18 protein-coding genes are annotated in these 15,056 nt (G+C 68.7%); 11 read left to right on the top strand and 7 right to left on the bottom strand.

The annotated features are described in order from the left end of the window. Positions 1–43 precede the first annotated feature (43 nt). The 5 genes from ACFXNW_RS02130 to ACFXNW_RS02110 all read left to right on the top strand — a co-directional run bounded on the left by ACFXNW_RS02130 (position 44) and on the right by ACFXNW_RS02110 (position 4,199). The gene (locus ACFXNW_RS02130) at positions 44–1,282 is read left to right on the top strand and encodes a septum formation family protein (RefSeq protein WP_379415235.1); all 1,239 of its coding nucleotides are present in this window, start codon (positions 44–46) and stop codon (positions 1,280–1,282) included. A 17-nt stretch (positions 1,283–1,299) separates the two neighbouring features. Continuing rightward, the gene (locus ACFXNW_RS02125) at positions 1,300–1,650 is read left to right on the top strand and encodes a metallopeptidase family protein (protein WP_379415234.1); all 351 of its coding nucleotides are present in this window, start codon (positions 1,300–1,302) and stop codon (positions 1,648–1,650) included. Between the two features lie 171 nt (positions 1,651–1,821). Then, complete coding sequence (locus ACFXNW_RS02120) at positions 1,822–2,154, top strand: PE family protein (protein ID WP_379415233.1); 333 nt, start codon at positions 1,822–1,824, stop codon at positions 2,152–2,154. Positions 2,155–2,202: 48 nt separating this feature from the next. Beyond that, the gene (locus ACFXNW_RS02115; RefSeq protein WP_379415231.1) at positions 2,203–3,372 is read left to right on the top strand and encodes a PPE domain-containing protein; all 1,170 of its coding nucleotides are present in this window, start codon (positions 2,203–2,205) and stop codon (positions 3,370–3,372) included. Then, a complete protein-coding gene (locus ACFXNW_RS02110) occupies positions 3,369–4,199 on the top strand; it encodes an ESX secretion-associated protein EspG (RefSeq protein ID WP_379415229.1) in 831 nt (276 codons plus the stop codon). Before ACFXNW_RS02115 ends, ACFXNW_RS02110 begins: the two co-directional genes overlap by 4 nt. A gap of 130 nt (positions 4,200–4,329) precedes the next feature. Here ACFXNW_RS02110 and ACFXNW_RS02105 read toward each other — a convergent pair whose 3' ends face one another. The 3 genes from ACFXNW_RS02105 to ACFXNW_RS02095 all read right to left on the bottom strand — a co-directional run bounded on the left by ACFXNW_RS02105 (position 4,330) and on the right by ACFXNW_RS02095 (position 6,379). Beyond that, on the bottom strand, positions 4,330–4,992 hold the full coding sequence (locus tag ACFXNW_RS02105; protein WP_379415228.1) for a histidine phosphatase family protein: 663 nt from the start codon (positions 4,990–4,992) through the stop codon (positions 4,330–4,332). Further along, positions 4,989–5,903 carry a prephenate dehydratase gene (gene pheA / locus ACFXNW_RS02100; protein ID WP_379415226.1) on the bottom strand — a complete coding sequence of 305 codons (915 nt, stop codon included), beginning with the start codon at positions 5,901–5,903 and terminating at the stop codon, positions 4,989–4,991. Before pheA ends, ACFXNW_RS02105 begins: the two co-directional genes overlap by 4 nt. A gap of 68 nt (positions 5,904–5,971) precedes the next feature. Continuing rightward, positions 5,972–6,379, bottom strand: a complete 408-nt coding sequence (locus ACFXNW_RS02095) for a hypothetical protein (protein WP_379415225.1) — start codon at positions 6,377–6,379, stop codon at positions 5,972–5,974. Positions 6,380–6,500: 121 nt separating this feature from the next. Here ACFXNW_RS02095 and ACFXNW_RS02090 point away from each other — a divergent pair, with 121 nt between their 5' ends. From ACFXNW_RS02090 to ACFXNW_RS02065, 6 genes are all read left to right on the top strand, one after another. Beyond that, complete coding sequence (locus ACFXNW_RS02090; protein WP_379415223.1) at positions 6,501–7,259, top strand: DUF2470 domain-containing protein; 759 nt, start codon at positions 6,501–6,503, stop codon at positions 7,257–7,259. Positions 7,260–7,296: 37 nt separating this feature from the next. Then, the gene (locus ACFXNW_RS02085; RefSeq protein ID WP_379415222.1) at positions 7,297–8,085 is read left to right on the top strand and encodes a CPBP family intramembrane glutamic endopeptidase; all 789 of its coding nucleotides are present in this window, start codon (positions 7,297–7,299) and stop codon (positions 8,083–8,085) included. A 215-nt stretch (positions 8,086–8,300) separates the two neighbouring features. Continuing rightward, complete coding sequence (locus ACFXNW_RS02080) at positions 8,301–8,501, top strand: hypothetical protein (protein WP_379415220.1); 201 nt, start codon at positions 8,301–8,303, stop codon at positions 8,499–8,501. A gap of 170 nt (positions 8,502–8,671) precedes the next feature. Further along, positions 8,672–9,919, top strand: a complete 1,248-nt coding sequence (locus ACFXNW_RS02075) for an LCP family protein (RefSeq protein WP_379416252.1) — start codon at positions 8,672–8,674, stop codon at positions 9,917–9,919. Between the two features lie 10 nt (positions 9,920–9,929). Beyond that, complete coding sequence (locus tag ACFXNW_RS02070) at positions 9,930–10,481, top strand: ferritin (RefSeq protein WP_379415218.1); 552 nt, start codon at positions 9,930–9,932, stop codon at positions 10,479–10,481. A gap of 71 nt (positions 10,482–10,552) precedes the next feature. Continuing rightward, the gene (locus ACFXNW_RS02065) at positions 10,553–11,101 is read left to right on the top strand and encodes a ferritin (RefSeq protein WP_379415216.1); all 549 of its coding nucleotides are present in this window, start codon (positions 10,553–10,555) and stop codon (positions 11,099–11,101) included. Between the two features lie 376 nt (positions 11,102–11,477). On the opposite strand, the gene ACFXNW_RS02060 is transcribed toward ACFXNW_RS02065, so the two are convergent. The 4 genes from ACFXNW_RS02060 to ACFXNW_RS02045 form a co-directional block, all read right to left on the bottom strand. Continuing rightward, positions 11,478–12,398: a DUF5926 family protein gene (locus tag ACFXNW_RS02060; protein WP_379415215.1), complete on the bottom strand. Its 921-nt coding sequence runs from the start codon at positions 12,396–12,398 to the stop codon at positions 11,478–11,480. A 74-nt stretch (positions 12,399–12,472) separates the two neighbouring features. Further along, positions 12,473–13,240 carry a glycerophosphodiester phosphodiesterase gene (locus ACFXNW_RS02055; protein WP_379415213.1) on the bottom strand — a complete coding sequence of 256 codons (768 nt, stop codon included), beginning with the start codon at positions 13,238–13,240 and terminating at the stop codon, positions 12,473–12,475. Then, positions 13,237–14,289, bottom strand: coding sequence for a DUF4328 domain-containing protein (locus ACFXNW_RS02050; protein WP_379416250.1), 1,053 nt, complete (start codon positions 14,287–14,289; stop codon positions 13,237–13,239). Before ACFXNW_RS02050 ends, ACFXNW_RS02055 begins: the two co-directional genes overlap by 4 nt. 32 nt (positions 14,290–14,321) lie before the next feature. Beyond that, positions 14,322–14,693, bottom strand: a complete 372-nt coding sequence (locus tag ACFXNW_RS02045; protein ID WP_379415211.1) for a rhodanese-like domain-containing protein — start codon at positions 14,691–14,693, stop codon at positions 14,322–14,324. Positions 14,694–15,056 lie beyond the last annotated feature (363 nt).

The raw sequence follows: 15,056 nt of genomic DNA, 5'->3' as shown, positions 1-15,056 counted from the left end.
CCTCATGGCACGGTGAGCCACAACACTGCCATGATGGATCGCGATGACCTCCGATGACGCGCCCACGCCCCCGCCGGTGCCCGAGCCCCCTCGGGACGGTGATCCGTCGCGGCCTGCCGCAGGCCGCCCCGCTCGCGGCTCCACCGGCAGGCGCTCGCCCGGCGCCGCGTTCGGCCGGTCGAAACCCCGATCCGGCCGGGGACCGCAGGGCGCGTCGAGTCCCGCCGAGGGCGCCGCGACCGCATCGTCGGGTTCCAAGCTGCGTCTGTCCGCGCCGAAGCTGCGCTGGGGATTGCTCGCGGTCGCCGTCGGCGCGGTCACCGCGGCCATGGTGACGCTGTTCGTCACCGGCTTCGACAATGACTCCGGCTTGGAGGCGCACAACCCGAGCGTGGCCGTACCGGCGGGTGCCGAGAAGACCTTCGGCACCGCCACTCGCGGCGACTGCCTCAGCTGGACCGCGCCCGACCGGTCCGATCTGGTCGAGGTCGACTGCGCCGACAAGCACCTGTTCGAGGTCACCGCCGATATCGATCTGAGCAGGTACCCGGGCAAGGAATTCGGTCCCGGTTCACGCTTCCCGGATTCGCTGCGGTTCACAGAACTCAAAGAGGAGCACTGCGTCACCGCGGCCCAGCAGTACCTCGGCGGAAAGTTCGATCCGCGCGGACGATTCGTCGTCGGCCTGATGTATCCGAGCCCCGAAGGCTGGGCCAAGACCGGAGATCGCAAGCTGCGCTGCGGTCTTCAGGCCGCCGGCTTGACCGGCGCGGCCTCGGCACCGCTGCCGACTTCCGGCAGCGTGCTCGACAACGATCAGTCCAAGGTGTTCGCGCCGGGCATGTGCCTCGGCATCAACCAGAACCTGCCCACCGATCCGGTCGACTGCACCCAGCCGCATGCGGTGGAGATCGTGGCGACCGTCGATCTCGGCGCACGTTTCCAGGGCCCGCCGCCGCCGAAGGAAGAGCAGGACAAGTTCGTCGAGGGCGAATGCGCGCGCCTGTCCACCGAATACCTGGGTGGCCCGGATGTGTTGCGCAACAAGACCTTGACGCTGTTCTTCGACTTCATCGACGCCCGCAGCTGGCTCGCGGGCAGCCGCAAGCTCGACTGCATGGTCGGCAAGGGCGCCGACCGCGAAGGGTTCGCACCGATCACCGGATCGGCCAAGGGCGAGATCCTGATCAACGGCCAGGCGCCGGTACCGCCGCCAAGCGACGGCCGCTACACGCCGCCGCCGCTGCCCGGCGCCGCGCCGCTGCCCGCGCAGCCGCGATAGGCGGGTCGACGACGTTCATGCCGGTCTCCATGTCCGAGGACCGCTTCGAAGAGCTGGTCGGCGACGCCCTCGATCTCATTCCGCCCGAACTGGCCCGAGCCATCGACAATGTCGTGGTGCTGATCGAGCCTCGCAATCAGGAGGATCCACATCTGCTCGGGCTCTATCACGGAATCGCGCTGACCGAGCGCGACAGTCAGTACGGCGGCTCGCTGCCGGACACGGTGACCATCTATCGAGACGCCCTGCTGGACATCTGCGCCGACGAAGAAGAGGTGGTGGAGGAGGTGGCGATCACCGTGATCCATGAGATAGCACACTATTTCGGGATTGACGAAGACCGGCTCCATCAGCTGGGATGGGGCTAGTCTTAGCCCGAGCTGTATGCGAACCTATGGATGGGGGTTCGTATCCGGCACGTAAGACCGGAAGAAACTCTGGACTCGATGGAACCGATCGTGGTGCCGTCGCGTCCAATGTACTCGTAGGGGGAATTCTCGTGGTTCCGCCGAACAGCTACCACTAGAAGGAGTCGAGACATGATTGGCAACGTGCACGTCACACCAGAAATCATCCTCGCCGCAAGTGTCGAGCTGGATCTGCTCGCCGACCGCCTGGCAGGCGTGGCCGCTCTGGCCGGCCCGGCGACGCATGTCCTCCCCTCGGGCGCCGAGGAGGTGTCGCTGCTGGCCGCGAATCACTTCAACCACGCGGCCATGACTCACGACAAGGCCGTCGCGCAGGGGATTCTCGAACTGCACCACGCCGCGGCGATCCTGCGCACCCAGCTCGCGCAGTACCTGGCCGAGGACGCCGCGTCCGCCGCGATCACCACGCTGACCGGCGCACCGTTCAGTTCGATCGTCGTCTAGCCAACCGCCGAGCCGGCTCCGAGCTTCACACAAGGGGAGAAACCACTCATGACCGCAGGAATCACCGGGGTGTTCTGGCTGCCCCGCATGGCCGAATTCAACTCCGTCGCGCTCAACGCGGGCGCACACGCCGTTCCGATCTCCGCCGCCGCCACCTCCTGGGGGACGCTGACCGGCGCCTGGGTCGACGCCACCGCCACCGTCACCCGGGTCATGGCCGAGGTCGGCCTCGGCCTGCAGAGCGTCAACGGCATCGGCGCGCTGGCTCGCCTGGGCGCGTTCACCGCGTGGGCAGGCCAGCAGGGCATCATGGCCGCCACGATGGGCAGCAAGGCCGCAGCCAACGCGACCGCCTACACCGTTGCCTCGCTGGCGATGCCGAGTCTGCCGGAGATCGTTGCCGTCAACAGCGCGTACGTGGCGTCGGCGAACCCCGCGGGCGCGATGTCGGGTGCCTATGAGGCGGCCGAAGTCGTCAAGCGCGCCATGGACATTCGCGCGGCGCTGGTGATGGAGACCTACGAGGCCGCAACCACCGCGACCGTCGTCACCCCCGGTGAGTTCATCAACCCGCCGCCGATCGCCAACGGCGCCGGTTCGGCCGATGCCGCCGCGAACGCCGACCAGGCGTTCCAGAGTGGCAGCGGCGACCCGGTGCAGACCGCACTTGCCGCCGCGGGCGCGGTGGTGCAGAACCCCGCGATCAGCAGCGCGGTCACCCAGGTCGCGAATGTGGCCGGTTCGGTGGCCACCAGCGGTGTGAGCACCGTCGGCAACCTCGGCGCCAATGCCATTGCCGCCGCCACCAGCTCCGGTGCGCCCGGCGTCGCCTCCATGGCGCCGATGGGCATGGCCACCGGTGGCGCCGCAGCGGCGACAGGTGCGTCCACGCGGGCCGCCGGAATGGGAACTTCGGTCGGTATGGGCGGCAACAGCTCGTTCAAGGTGCCCGAGGGCTGGGGTGCGCCGCCGGTCAGCGGCGGTGCGGGCGCGGCGGCTCCGGTCGCCGAGGTCGCCGTCGCGCGTACCGAGTCGGCCGCGCCGATCCGTCCCAACAGCGGGCCGACCAGCCCGCTGATGGGTCGCGGCGCGGGTAGCTCCGAGGACGACGAGTCCGAGCACAACGGCGCCGATTACCTGCGGGCCGACCACTTCACCGACGGCCGCCTCGCCGCCGACGGTGTCATCGGTGGCGAGCCCGCCGGATCGGCCAAATGACGGTACTGGGTGCCGGTCGCGGTCCGGCGACACTCGGCGCCGTCACGCTGTCGCTCGACGAAATGCAGTTCCTGCTGGAGCATCTGCAGATCGACGAGGTTCCGGTCGTGTTGAACGCGATCGGGCGCTACGACAACGAGACGGCGCACGATACGGCGCTGGCCGTGGCCGCCAAGTCGCTCACCGAACGGGAACTGCTCGACGGTGAGGTGGTGCATCCGGAACTCGCCGATCGCCTGTTCGGGCTGTATCGCCCGCACTGGGTGATCGCGGTGCGGCTGGTTGTTGCCGGTCAGACGAGCCGGATGTGCCTGGCGAAGGGCGACGATCTGGTGACCGTGGCCCTGCGTGGGCCCGATTCGTACGTGATCGACGAGGCCGACGACGATCTGCCCGGCCCGGTGCTATCGGCACTCGGCTCGGCCGAGGGGCTCGAGCTCACCGGGATGAACGCCCCGACCGAGCAGTTGCTGCCGATCTTCGAGGATCTCGGTGATGCCGCCGCCATGACCGCCCGGCTCACCAAGGTCGGCAATCCGCCGCGGGACGCGCAGGCGATCGCCTCGGCGATGGTGCATCTCGAGTCGCACGCCGAGATCGTCGGTGTGGTCTACGGCGACGGCACCCGCGAGATCGCGGACAACCACATCGCCGTATACAACACGCGCGCCGGTCGTTTCCTCGCGACGGCGAGCAGGTCCGACGACGGCGTCAAGTGGACCTCGTTCAGCGGCGGCAGCAATGCCCGGTTCCGCACCGCGCTACTGGATCTGATCAATTCCCTGCCGGAACGCGAAGATTTCCCCGGCAATCCGGCGCTGGCCTGATCTCTTACGTATCTGATCGACTATCGCGCCCGGTCACCTGAGGTGACCGGGCGCGGTGTCGTTTCGCCGCATGCCATTTCGTCCGCATGCCGATTCGCCGCAGGTGCGGATGTCATGGCCCTGCGCGGCCTCAACCCATCGGATCGTCGGCACCGAGTGCGGGCGCGCGGCCGAACGGCGGGGTGAACCGGCCCCAGCGCACGCACTCCCAGGTGCCGTCCGGGCGCGGCGCCAGTTCGATGGTCTCGGTGTTGTCGAGGTGGTTGTCGATGGTGAACGGCGGTGCTACGCCGGTCAACGTCCGCGCCACCAATCGCATGGCGGCGCCGTGGTTCACCAGCAGCACGTCACCGGCGTCGGCGCCGGCGAGGTAGCCGTCACGCAGGTCGGTGATCGCGGGCAGGAACCGATCGAGCACCTCTTGCCCGGACTCCCCTCCGGGCAGCCGCTGCGCCAATTCGCCATCGTGCCAGGACCGGTAGATCCGCAGGAACAGCTCATGTGCCTGCTGGCTGTTCTCCCCCTCCAGATCACCCACCTGCACCTCGTGCACGCCGTCGAGCACCCCGGCCGCGACGCCGGTGGCTCCTTCGATGAAGCCTGCGGTCTGCCTGGCCCGCAACGCCTGCGAGGACAGCAGCAGCCGCGGCGGGATCGTCAGCCGCGACCCGAAGGTTTTCGCCTGCGCCGCGCCGCGTTGGGTGAGCGGCAGTCCGGGCAGACTGGTATCGAGAATGCGCGCGACATTGCCCTCGGTCTCACCGTGGCGCACTAGAATCAGTTTGCCTGTCACAGGTCGGCAACCCCCTTTCGTAATTGGGTCAGCCACTGCGCGGACTCCTCATCCGACGGCGGCGGTGTCCCGGTGGCCGAGGTGGCGGCCCAGGAACCGAGGAAACGAATCCGCGCCGTGCGGTGTAGGGCTTTGAGCGCTTCGGCGACTGCCGCGTCGTCGATATGGCCGACACAGTCCAGATAGAACCGATAGGTGCCCATACCCGTTCGGGTGGGCCGCGATTCGATTCGGGTCAGATCGATACCGCGGGTGGAGAACTCGCCGAATGCCCGCATGAGCGCACCGGGTTCGTTCGGCAGTTCGAGCACGATGGAGGTGCGATCGGCGCCGGTGGGCTGCGGTGCGACGCGCGGCTTGGTGACCAGTACGAACCGGGTGATCGCGTCCTCGTGGTCGGCCACGCCTTCGGCAAGGGCCACCAGGCCGAGCCGTTGCCCGGCCAGCGTGGTGGACACCGCGGCGTCGGCGTGCCCGGCGAGCACATCCTCGGCGGCGGCCGCGTTCGAGGCCGATACATAGCTGGCCGCTGCGGGCAGGTTGCGTTCGAGCCAGAGCCGCACCTGCGCGCCGGCGACCGGATAGGCGGCCACCGACCGCACATCGGTGAGTTCGGTACCCGCACGGGCGAGGATGGCGAAGCTCACCTCGAGTTCGGTCTCGGCGATGATCTGCAGCCGCGGGCCGACTGCCAGCGAATCCAGCGTTGCCGGGATCGAGCCCTCCACCGAACTCTCGATCGGCACGACGGCACCGTCGACGTCACCGGAGCGGATCAGATCGAGTGCGGCGCCTTGGCTCGGCGCGGCTATCCGCTCGACCGGCCCGTCGAAGGACCCCGAGGCTTCGAGGTCGGCGAGGGCCATCTCGGTGAAGGTTCCGGAGGGTCCGAAATACGCTATTCGCGGCACGCCTACGAGATTACTTGCGTAACCCAGCGCGCCTCGCCGACTTCCCGAGGCCGGGAACGGCCGGGCTATCAGTCGGCGACCGGGTGCAGCACGTCACTGAGTGCTTGGGCGAGTTCTCCCGGACGGTCGGACTCGATGGCCAGCAGCACGCCGCGCACCGCCTCGATCGCCTGCGGATTCAGACCGGTGAGGAAGGCGACATCGGGCGCTGTCAACGCGGTGCGGATGTCCTCGCCGCACAGGGCGGCGGCGGTGCCGGCGACGATGGCCAGCGCGCGATCCGGATCTACGGTCCGTGCGACCACGCCGGTATCGGAGTGGGCGGCTTCGGCGAGGATATCGGCGATCTCGGCAACCTCGGCGTCCGTTTCGATCACCCGGCCCACCGGCGCCGAGCCGGACGCGACGACGAGGCCGTCGACCAGGCTCCGCCGCGCGGGCACCGTCAACGCGACCAAGACCGGCTCGCTGCTCATGGCATTCAACTTACTCACCGGCCGCAGCCAGGTGTTGCGGACATCCCCACGTTCGCTTAGGTTAGGTTAACCTAATTGAGCATGTGTGAAGTGGGGCACGGTTCACCCAGTGGAGGTTTGTATGCCGGAGACGATCAGCGCACCGACGACGGCCGAGCGGGTCCGTAGCGCGTGTGCGCATGCCGAGTATTCGGTGCTGGCGCTGCCCGGCACCGATCCCATCTCCACCTCGGTGCATCATCTGCGCGAATGCGGCGACGCGGTGATCGCCGTTCCCCGTGACAGCGCCGCCGCGCATGCCGCCGCTTCCGGCGCCGCGGGCGCGCCCGCGGTCCTCGAACTCACCGACCACGCCCCGCTTCCACTGCGTGAGCCGGTGCGTGCGCTGGTGTGGCTGCGCGGCTGGGTGCGGGCCGTACCCGCACAGGCACAGCGGGCGCTGGCCACCGAGGTGGCCAAGGAGAACCCCGATCCGGGGCTGCTCGACGTCGGCCACACCACCACCCTGCTGCGACTGGTGATCAACTCGGCCGTGGTAGCCGATTCCACCGGCGCCGAATCGGTGTGCGTCGAGGAGCTGCGGCTGGCCCAGCCGGACCCGTTCTGCACGATGGAGTCGGCCTGGCTGCAACATATGGACGCCGATCACGCCGACGTCGTCGCCCAGCTGGCCCGCCATCTGCCGCCCCGGCTGCAACGCGGCAGCGTGCATCCGCTCGCCATCGACCGCTACGGGCTCACGCTGCGCGTCGAAGGCCAGGACGGCGACCACGACTTCCGCCTGCCCTTCGCCACCCCGGCCGACGACATCGAATCCCTCAGCCGAGAGGTACGACTGCTGGCCGGCTGCCCCTTCCTCAACGGCCTGCGCCGCATCTGAGAGCGCCGCCCGCGCATGCGGGCAATAGATTCGGGCCATGCGCGATGACGTCGGCCGGGCGGACACCGGTGAGCTGACCGATCGAGAACGGACCGGTATCCGGATCGAAATCCTGGTGGTCCTCGGCGTCACCTTCGGATTGAGCGGCCTCAACGCGGCGCTGTCGCTGGTGGAGAGCGCGCTGGAGCCGGGCGGTGTCGGCGACCAGACCGTCGCGCTCAACGCGTCGCGCTCGGCGCAATCGATCATCGATCTGCTTTTCCAGCTGCTCAGCGTGCTGCGGCTGACGGCGTGGGCCGCGCTCGGGCTGTACCTGCTGTGGCGCAGCGGTATCGGACCGCGCGCCATCGGACTGGCCCGTATGCGGTGGCGTCCGGATGGTCTGCACGGACTCGCGCTCGCCGCGGTGATCGGGCTGCCCGGGCTCGCGCTGTACCTGATCGCGCACGCGGCGGGCGTCAGTGTGACGATCGTGCCGAGCTCGCTCGACGATCATTGGTGGCGGCTGCCCGCGCTGATCTTGTCTGCCTGCGCCAATTCCGCCGCCGAAGAGATCATCGTGGTGGCCTACCTGATCACCCGCCTGCGAGCCCTCGGCTGGTCGGAGAACCGCTCCTTACTCGCCTCGGCTCTGCTGCGCGGCAGCTACCACCTCTACCAGGGCCTCGGCGGTGGACTCGGCAATATCGTGATGGGCCTGGTCTTCGGCCGGTACTGGCAGCGCACCGGCCGCCTGTGGCCACTGGTGATCGCCCATGCGCTGATCGACGCGGTTGCCTATATCGGGTACACGGCGCTGCGCGGGCGAGTCGGCTGGCTGCCGTGAGCCACACCGTCGGGGTAACAAACGCGGCCGAAGTGGGTAAGTAGAGTTCAACATGATGAACGGCGACGACCCACGGAGGCGCCGGGTCCCGCCGCAGGGGGCGCCCGGTCAGCCGGGCGCGCGTCCTGCCGAACCGGGTATGCGCCGGCCAGGGCCGGGTCAGTATCCCGCCGATCCGGGCAGGCGTCCCGCACCGGACGAGCAGCGCTCGAGACATGATCCGGGCGCACGCAGGCCCGGGCCCGATGACCGGCCCACCGAACGCGGCGGATATCCCCGAGGCGAGCCCGGTGCTCCCGGGCGCGGTCCCGCCCGTCCGGGTGCAGGCCAGGACGCTCGACGCGGCAGGCCGGGCGATCCCGGCGGTCCGCGTGGCGACCGGCCGCGCCCCGACGGCTCACCTCGCCCCGGCGTAGATGGCTACCGCGGCGCCGCCCCGATGCGGAGCCCGGACGCGGGCAGGCGCCCCGAGGAGCCGGTCATCCGCCGCCCCCAGACCGGCCAAGGGCTGCGTAAGGACGGACCGGGTGAGCAGCGCGGTGGTCCCGGCCCGCACGATCAACGGCATATCGAGCCGACCCAGGTCATGCACCGTGACGGCGGCGCGTACGCAGCGCCACTGGCATGGTCGGAGGTCCCCGAAGCTCCCGCCGACCGGCAGCCGCCACCACCCGTCCACGACGGCAGGACTAGGCGCGAGACGGTCGCCTTCGGTGACCAGGCGTACGCCCAGCCACAGCAGCCTTACCGCGAATCCACGCATGCTCCGACCCAGAAACCCGTCCCGTTCCGCGAGGACGAACCCCCGCACAGACGGCGCGACGTTCCGCCACCACCGCCGAGCCGCCCGCCGCGCGGTGGTGGCCGGGCGCCGCGACCACCGCGACCCAAGCGCAAACGGCATATCTTCCGGTGGATCCTGGTCATGCTGGTGGTGTTCGCGCTGCTGATCGTGACCGCGGTCATCCAGCTCGATCGGACCCTGCACCGCATCGACGCCTTGGCCGACTACACCGATCGCGTCGGCGATACGCCGGGAACCAATTGGTTGCTCGTCGGTTCGGACAGCCGAACTGGTCTATCGGCCGATCAGGAGCAGGGCCTGGCCACCGGTGGCGAGGTCGGTCCGGAGCGCACCGACACCATCATCCTGGTGCACGTGCCGCCTTCGGGCCGCACAACACTGGTGAGCCTGCCCCGCGACTCCTACGTCAGCGTCCCCGGCTACGGCCAGGACAAGCTCAATGCCTCCTTCGCCTTCGGCGGCCCGCAACTGCTCGTGCAGTCGGTGGAGATCGCCACCGGCCTGCATATCGACCATTACGCGCAGATCGGATTCGCCGGATTCGCCGGCGTGGTCGACGCACTCGGCGGTATCGACGTCTGCGTGCCACAACCCATCGACGACCCGCTCGCGGGCATCAACCTTGCCGCGGGCTGTCAGAGCCTCAGCGGCCCGCAGGCACTGGGTTTCGTGCGCAGTCGCGCCACCGCCCTCGCCGATATCGACCGGATGAACAACCAGCGGTTGTTCCTGTCCGCCCTACTGGAGCAGGCCACCAGCCCGAGCACATTGGCCAATCCGTTCAAGCTGTGGCCGATGGCCCGTGACACCGCGAAGTCGCTCACCGTCGACAATGGCGACCACATCTGGGATCTGGCGCGCCTGGGCTGGGCGCTGCGAGGGGACACGCTGGCCACAACGGTGCCGATCGGCGGCTTCACCGATACCTCCAGCGGCAATGTGCTGCTGTGGGACGAGGCCAACGCGAGCCGATTCTTCGAGGCACTGGCGGAGGGTCGACCCATTCCGGAGGACCTGCGCGGCGAGTAACGTCGGACACATGCCCGACACCGACGTCGACCGGTCGTTTCCGGCCATGCTGCGCGATCAGATCCGGCACGGATTCACCGCGGGCCAGCAGTATCTGGCCGCCGCGGTGTACTTCGAGGCCGACCGGCTGCCCCAGTTGGCCCGACATTGTTACGGCCGCTCCGAGGAGCATCGCGGGCATGCGCTGCGGATGGTGCAGCATCTGCTCGACCGCGATCTCGAGGTCACCGTCGGTGGCCTGGACGAGGTCCGGCCCAGCTTCGAATCACCGCAGGCCGCAATATCTTTCCTGCTCGCAAGGGAAAGGACGCTGACCGATCAGACGGTCGATCTCGCCAAGGCCGCCCGCGCCTCGGGCGACTATCTTGGCGAGCAGTTCATGCAGTGGTTCCTGGAGCAGCAGATGGACGAGGTCGCCGGGATGACGACATTGCTGACGGTGCTCGAGCGCGCCGCGGGCAACCTGTTCGACGTCGAGGAATTCGCCGCCCGTGAACTGCGCAGCCCGGCCGCGCCTGCCGCAGGCTCGGTCCCGAAAATGGCTGGGACAGTGCGCAACTAATTAGGAAACACTATCCTCAATAAGGGTCGACTTGGATGACAAGGGCGTTGACCAGCGATAACGTCTGTGTCATGTCCAGCCATCCGGAAACCCCGCGCAGCAAATTCCACAGCCTGCTTCACGATCAGATCCGGCATGAATTCAATGCCGAGCATCAGTACATCGCGATTGCGGTTTGGTTCGACAATGCCGACCTGCCGCAGTTGGCAAAACGCTTCTACGCCCAGGCCGTAGAGGAACGTAACCACGCGATGATGATCGTGCAGTACTTCCTCGACCGGGATATCAGCATCGAACTCGGCGGCATCGACGCTTCGAAATCGCATTTCGAGAATGCCCGCGAACCCATCGCACTGGCGCTGGCACAGGAGAAGACGGTCACCGACCAGATCATCCAGCTGGCGAGCACCGCCCGCGAAGAGGGCGACTACCTGGGCGAGCAGTTCATGCAGTGGTTCCTCAAGGAGCAGGTCGAGGAGGTCGCCGATATGAACACCCTCCTGACGATCGCTGATCGCGCCGGATCGAACCTGTTCGATCTCGAGGAATTCATCGCGCGCGAAATGAGCGGCCCCAGCAACACTTCCGGTGCGCCGTCGGCCGCCGGTGGGTCGGTGTAAAACCGCCTGACGAAACCGTCATCCGGAGCGACGGCAGGCCCAGCACTTCGCGAAGTGCTGGGCCTGCCGAATTTCGCACGCGCGTCAGCCGGCGCTGGCGCTCAGGCTGCTGATAAGCGTGGTCAGAAGCTCGAGAATGGCGTCCATGATTTTCCCTACTTTCCTCATCGGTCGGTGAGGTTTCCCTCACCTTCACCAGCCTTCGGTGATGGTGAGAACGTAACCGAGCCGAGATTAGAAAGGACGGTTTTTCACAAAATTACTTCAGTGGAATTCCGGAAACAGCGACGGCTCCGGGCCCGGCACACCGCCGGACACCGAAGCCGTCTTCGTCTCTGCGCGCAGTGTCAACGGACCGCGCGCGGCGTTATCGCATTCAGCGCAGCGTGACCTGACGCGAACGCAGCCCATCCCGGGAGCGGCGCTCCTCGGCCGACATCGGCGCATCCGTTGCCAGCGCCTGCGCCAGCCGGGCACCGAACTCGATCGCAGGCGCGGTCCACTCGCTCGCGTGGCGCTCGGGATCCAGGTCGAACACCGGCACCAGCAGCCCGTGCGTGCGGAACGAGCCCGCGAAACGCGAACCCTCGCCCAGATGCAGACCGCCCGCGGCGTGCAGCCGGGCCAGCGCCAGCATCAGATCGTCTTCCGGTTCCGGGCGCACCCAGCGCAGATGCGCCTTGTCGCCGGCGTCGACCCACCAGGCCGCACCGATCGCGTCGGCGCCGAGATCCAGCCGATCCGACGGCATGATCGCCTGCTTGGCCTGCTCGATGGTCGCGGCCACCTGCGGATCGGGCTCCACGCCCTCGGGCACCCACCAGTCGAAGTCCTGATGCACCGTCAGCTCGAGCGCGGCGCCCGGATCGATGACGTCGGTAAGCGCGGGCCCACCCTCGATGCTCTCCGCGCCGGGCAGCGATTCGCCCGGCTCGGCCGACTGGGTCCACAGGATGGCGGCGGCGATATCGGCTGCCGGGTTCGCGCCCTCGGCCTGCACCTGCACGCCGACATAGCCGGTCGGCTCGTCACCGGCGCGCACCAGCGCGGCGACCGCACCGGGTAGCACCGTGGCGAGCACGACCGATCGTTCGGCCGCGGCACCGGGCGACAACTTCAACGTCGCGGTCGCCGAGGGCACGAACTCGCGCAACGCGACGAGATCACACTCGGCGGCCAAACCCTGGAACGGGCGCGTGACGGCCTCGCCGGCCTGTTCCAGCGCCGCGCGCCGTTCGGCGAGACGCTGGGCCCGGTTCCCGCCGGGCTTCGGACTGTTGCGCTTGCTCTTACCCACGGCTGGTCAAACTACACCGGTCACGGGCCCGGGCTCCGCGCGCCACGCCTTCGTTCAGCGGCGGTATGGGATCCCTACGCGGTGGCCAGCAGCGCTTTGGTGCGACCGGGATGGTTGGTCGCCACCCAGCTGACGCCGAGGTCGGCGCACAACCGCACGTCCTCGGGGTCGTCCACGGTCCAGCAGTAGGTGGCACGGCCCGCTGCGGCCGCCTTGTCCACCAGGTCGGGGTGCTCGCGCAGGGTCTTCACCGACGGGCCGACGGCGGTGGCGCCGACGGTGGTCGCGGCACTGCCACCGAGGTAGCGCGAGGATTCACCTAGCAGCACCGTCGGCAGCAGCGGTGCCGCGCGCCGGATCCGCCACACCGCGGTGGCCGCGAACGACATGACCACGGCCCTGGAGTGATCGGCCGAGGCAGGAGTCGCGATACCGAAGCGCTGCAACTCGGCGAGCACTTTGTTCTCCACCAGCGCGCCGTAGCGCACCGGGTGTTTGGTCTCGATGAACAGTTTGGTCGGGCGGCTACGCCAGTCGAGCACGAGACCGATCAGCTCGGCGAGGGTGAGGACCTCGGCGGGCTCACCCGTGGCGCCGAAGTCGAGCGCCTTCAGCTCGTCCAGGGTGAGTTCGCTGACCAGGCCGCTGCCCGAGGACGTCCGGTCGACGGTGCGGTCGTGCACGCACACCAGATGACCGTCTCTGGTCAGCCGGACATCGCATTCGACGCCGTCGGCTCCCTCCTGCAGGGCGAGCTCATAGGCGGCGAGGGTGTGCTCCGGGCGTTCCGCGGACGCGCCACGATGCGCGACGACGAATGGTGCGCGATTCGGCTGGCTCACTTCGCGACGACCTCCTGCTCCAGATGCTCACGGTCGGCCGCCTCGATCGGCTCCGCCGCCGGTTCCGCATCGGCGGCCTCGACACGCGCGGCGGCCGTAGCCGTCCCCGGCTGCACCGGCTCGATGACGGGCACCGCCGGATCGGCGGCCACCACCCAGCGATGGGCCATATGGTCGCGTCCGAGCAGATCCCGGCCCTCGACGACCCGCACCACCCACAGCGTGGCCACCGCCACCGCGGCGGCCACGGCGTTGGTGAACGCACTGAACAGCACGCCGTCGGCCTCGGCCTGCAGCGAGTCGGCGGTCCGCCAGAACAGTGCGGCGACCGCGCAAGCCCCGCCGAACACCCACACCGCCCACCACACGCGCACCGCGTGCAGGGCCCGTGGATCCTCGCGGCCCGCCACCGTCTCGGTGAGGAAGACACCCGGCCACACCAGGTTGACCACCGGAATCACGCAGCCGAGCACCAGTGCGCGCGGTGAGCGGGGATCACGCCTGCCGAGGCGCTCATAGGCGGTGTGGCGCGCTTCGATCAGCCAGCCGACCGCGCCGATGGCCGCGAGCAGCGCGAGCACCGCTGCGAACAGGGCCGAGGCGTTGACCAGCGCATCGGAGAAATTCAGCAGCAGTGGATCGATCAGCCGGGTGCGGTTGCGCAACAGCAGCAGGTAGCGGCCGAGTTCGGAGCCTGCCGCGATGCCGAACATCAGCGCGACGCCGACCAGCAGACCGGGCAGCCAGCCCGCGAGCACATTCAGCGGCCTGCGCGGCGCCGCGGCGACCGACGCCGGGACATCACGCAGACCCCAGCGCGGCATCTGGGTGTAGCGGGGCGTCGGGGTCGGCCCGGCGCGGCCCGGCGCGACGGGACCGCGCGCGCGGTGATCGGGCCTGCGGGCGACCCAGCGATAGTTTCGCCGTTCGGCGGGCGCGTCGATCGGTCCGGGCGAGAGCAGCACGCCACGGCAACGCGGGCACCAGTGCATCGGCGCCGCCTGCTGTACGGCCCAGCGTGCGCCGCAGCGCGCACAGGGTTGCACCACCGTACTCAAAGCCGTCGCACCTCGCTCTTTCGTCAGTAGATCTTGGGCTCGTGCTCGCCCTCGCCGACCAGCGGGCGGCCCGTACGCTGCCACTCCACCATGCCGCCGACGACGAATACGGCGTCGAATCCGACGTGGGTCAGGTATTTGACCGCCTCGATGGACCGGCCGCCCTGCCTGCAGATGACGTAGAGCTGGGCGTCGTAATCCAGTTCGTCCAGATGCGCGGGGATGTCGTCGACCGGAATGTGGATCGCGCCGGGGGCGTGGCCGAGTGCCCACTCGTCGGGCTCACGCACGTCGAGCAGGATCGCCTCGGCCTTGTGCGCCGCAGCGCGCACGCTGTCGTCGAACGCACCAGGTACCTCGTTCAGCGGTACCGTCGGGACCTCGGAGCTCGTCACGTGTTCGATCCTGCCATGCGTACCGTACGATCGCGGACTTCCATGCCGGTCACCGGTGAGGACACCGGATGCCTCGCCACACCGGGCGCAGCGGGGTCCGCGTAGGTTATGCCGCCCCGCCTCCGGACCGATGCCCCGATTTCTGGGGGCATGTGGATAGATCGGTGTAGTTATCCACAGATTCCACAACCTGATCCACAGGTGTCAGCTATCGGTGAGCGCACCACCCACAGGGTGACGCTATCGGGTGTCTCATCAGTGTGATCACCACTCGGCGGGTTGCGAACGACCGATCCGGGACTCCCCTCCAGCCATCCCGGAGCGGTCATCCGCCGCCTACTCGGGAGCTGCGCCGTCGAAGCT

This window comes from Nocardia sp. NPDC059180 (genome assembly GCF_042754945.1).
GTDB lineage: Bacteria > Actinomycetota > Actinomycetes > Mycobacteriales > Mycobacteriaceae > Nocardia.
Note: the sequence above shows the minus strand (reverse complement) of the source record. Positions and strands in the feature narration are given on the sequence as shown.